Source organism: Rhizobacter sp. P2_H2 (assembly GCF_056403375.1).
This window is the reverse complement of the sequence record NZ_JBFUFP010000966.1, coordinates 1-2,079: the sequence shown is the minus strand read 5'-3', so window position 1 is coordinate 2,079 and position 2,079 is coordinate 1. Positions and strand designations below refer to the sequence as shown.

At 66.0% G+C, this 2,079-nt stretch carries 2 protein-coding genes and 1 pseudogene; 2 read left to right on the top strand and 1 reads right to left on the bottom strand.

Annotation, left to right across the window (positions count from 1 at the left end):
• Together AC1D15_RS28845 and AC1D15_RS28840 are read left to right on the top strand one after the other, a co-directional pair.
• A partial coding sequence (locus AC1D15_RS28845; RefSeq protein WP_477828717.1) for an efflux RND transporter permease subunit occupies positions 1-274 on the top strand: 274 nt, incomplete at its 5' end.
• Positions 275-341: 67 nt separating this feature from the next.
• Positions 342-974, top strand: coding sequence for a phosphatase PAP2 family protein (locus AC1D15_RS28840; protein WP_477828716.1), 633 nt, complete (start codon positions 342-344; stop codon positions 972-974).
• 122 nt (positions 975-1,096) lie between these two features.
• On the opposite strand, the pseudogene AC1D15_RS28835 reads toward AC1D15_RS28840, so the two are convergent.
• A pseudogene (locus tag AC1D15_RS28835) lies at positions 1,097-2,079 on the bottom strand (hypothetical protein); the annotation flags it as partial.

Genomic DNA, 2,079 nt, shown 5'->3' with positions numbered 1-2,079 from the left:
GGGCGCGCACGACGCGATCGTGCGGGCCTGCGAGCTGCGCTTCCGCCCGATCATGATGACGACGCTGTGCTCGCTGATGGGCGCGCTGCCGCTCGCGCTGGGCTGGGGCGCCGGCGGCGAGCTGCGCCAGCCGCTGGGCGTTTCGATCGTCGGCGGGCTGCTGTTCTCGCAGGTCGTGACGCTGCTCGTCACGCCAGTGCTCTACCTTGTGTTCGACCGCTGGGCGGCGCCGCATCCGCAGGCGCTGCCTTCTGCCGCGCTTCCTTCCACCTGATGTCTCGCTCGTGATGGTCTCGCATTCACTCTTCCTCCCAATGCGCGCTGCCCCGTGGCGGCGGCGCGTGTCCGTCCCGTTGCTGGTGCTGGCGGTTGCTGCGCTGCTCTTTGCGGCCGTCGCGCACTCGGCGCTGCACACGCACTCGTTCGTGAACGTCGACCTGTGGCTGGGCCTTGCTCTGCAGGCCGACCCGTCACCGTGGGTGCATGCGCCGATGGCCTTCGTGAGTGCCGTGCATGGAACGCTAGGGTTGACGCTGTTGTCGTCGGTCGTGGTGTTGGTGCTGTGGTCGCTGAATGATCGGCCTTGGGCCATCGTGTTCGCGACGACGATGCTGGGCGAGGCGTTGGTCAACAGCGGGCTGAAGCAGATTTTCATGCGGCCGCGGCCGGCCTTCAGTGCGTATGCGGCCGAGCTGCACAGCTACAGTTTCCCGAGCGGGCACAGCATGGCGGCCGCGGTCTTCTACGGCCTGCTCGCGCTGTGGTGGTGCGATCGGTTGCCTCGTTGGCAGGCGAGGGTAGGTGTGTGGGCGGTGGCGGCTGCGATGACAGGTTGGGTCGGCTTCAGCCGCATCTACCTGGGCGCGCATTTCGCAAGCGATGTAGTGGCCGGCTTTGCCGCGGGCGCCGCATGGTTCGCGCTGATGCTCGTCTTGTTCAATCGGGCCGATTCAGCACGCGGCTCCGTCCGCTGAGCCTGAACGCGCGCCGCTCTTTCTAGCCGCAGGAAATTAGTTCAAGTTCCCTCCGGAACCCGGGGATGCCGACTCCAACCGGAGCGTCCGCGTGTGGGGCCGCTTCGAATTCTTGAATCTGCTCAGCGGATTGTCCGGCCAGGCGCGTGCAACGGCGGAGCACGGTGTGGCCCTCGGTAGATGTCGCTGTCGGCCGCAGCATTCGCGCAAGGCGGCTGGCCACCATTTTCCGGTGGGGGCGGATGCAGGTGCAGCAAAGTGAACCCACCGACCGAGTTTCGCTCCGCGACACAGTTGAATCGAGCAAGGCTGTCAGTGTCCTCTTGCCGGAGCACGACGAATCCGCCACTCGCGGCGACGCGCTGCAGGGCCTCTGCGGCGCTGCTCGCGAACTCCGCACGGCCGCCGCTGTAGAACGATGCCGAGTGCATGCGTTCCGTGACGAACACCAACGGTTCGGTGCCTTGATGTCGATGGGCTGCCCAAACGCCAACGACAGCCTTGGCGGAGTTGTTGCTGAAGGTGCCGGCGCGTTCGGCCTCAATAGCGGTCACCAGCGTGCTGCTTATCGAAAACACGAGGCCTGCGACGATCCAGGCATTCATGCGTTCGGCTCCGACGCGGCCGCGCAACCATTGGCTGGCCCACAGGGCCATCGCCGGTAAGGCAGGCAGGGCATACGGCAGGATGATGTTGCGCGCGGCTGTGAAGAACACCAAAGGGGCGAGCGACCAGCAGGCCAGGTAGAGACGCCACGAACGCCGGTCGGTTTCCTCGTTGAACGGGTCAGCCGTGGCCCTCCGGCGGTCGAGGGCGACCGCAAGCAGCACCAGCGGCCACGGGAGCGTCGCCACCAGTGCGAAGACCCAGATCGTGCCCGGAGCGAAGGCGTGGGCGAAACCGTAACGGTCGCCCGACCACCCTGGGGTGACGAAGCGGTGCCAATGTTCCCCTACGATGAAATAGTCAATGAAGCCCGGCGTCTTCAGTTCGGCAGCGATGTACCACCAACCAGCTGCCGCCACAGACATGGCCAGTCCGATGAGCCACGGCACCTCTTTCCACAAACGGCCCAGCTGTCGCGTTTGCGTTGCCCATGCCACCG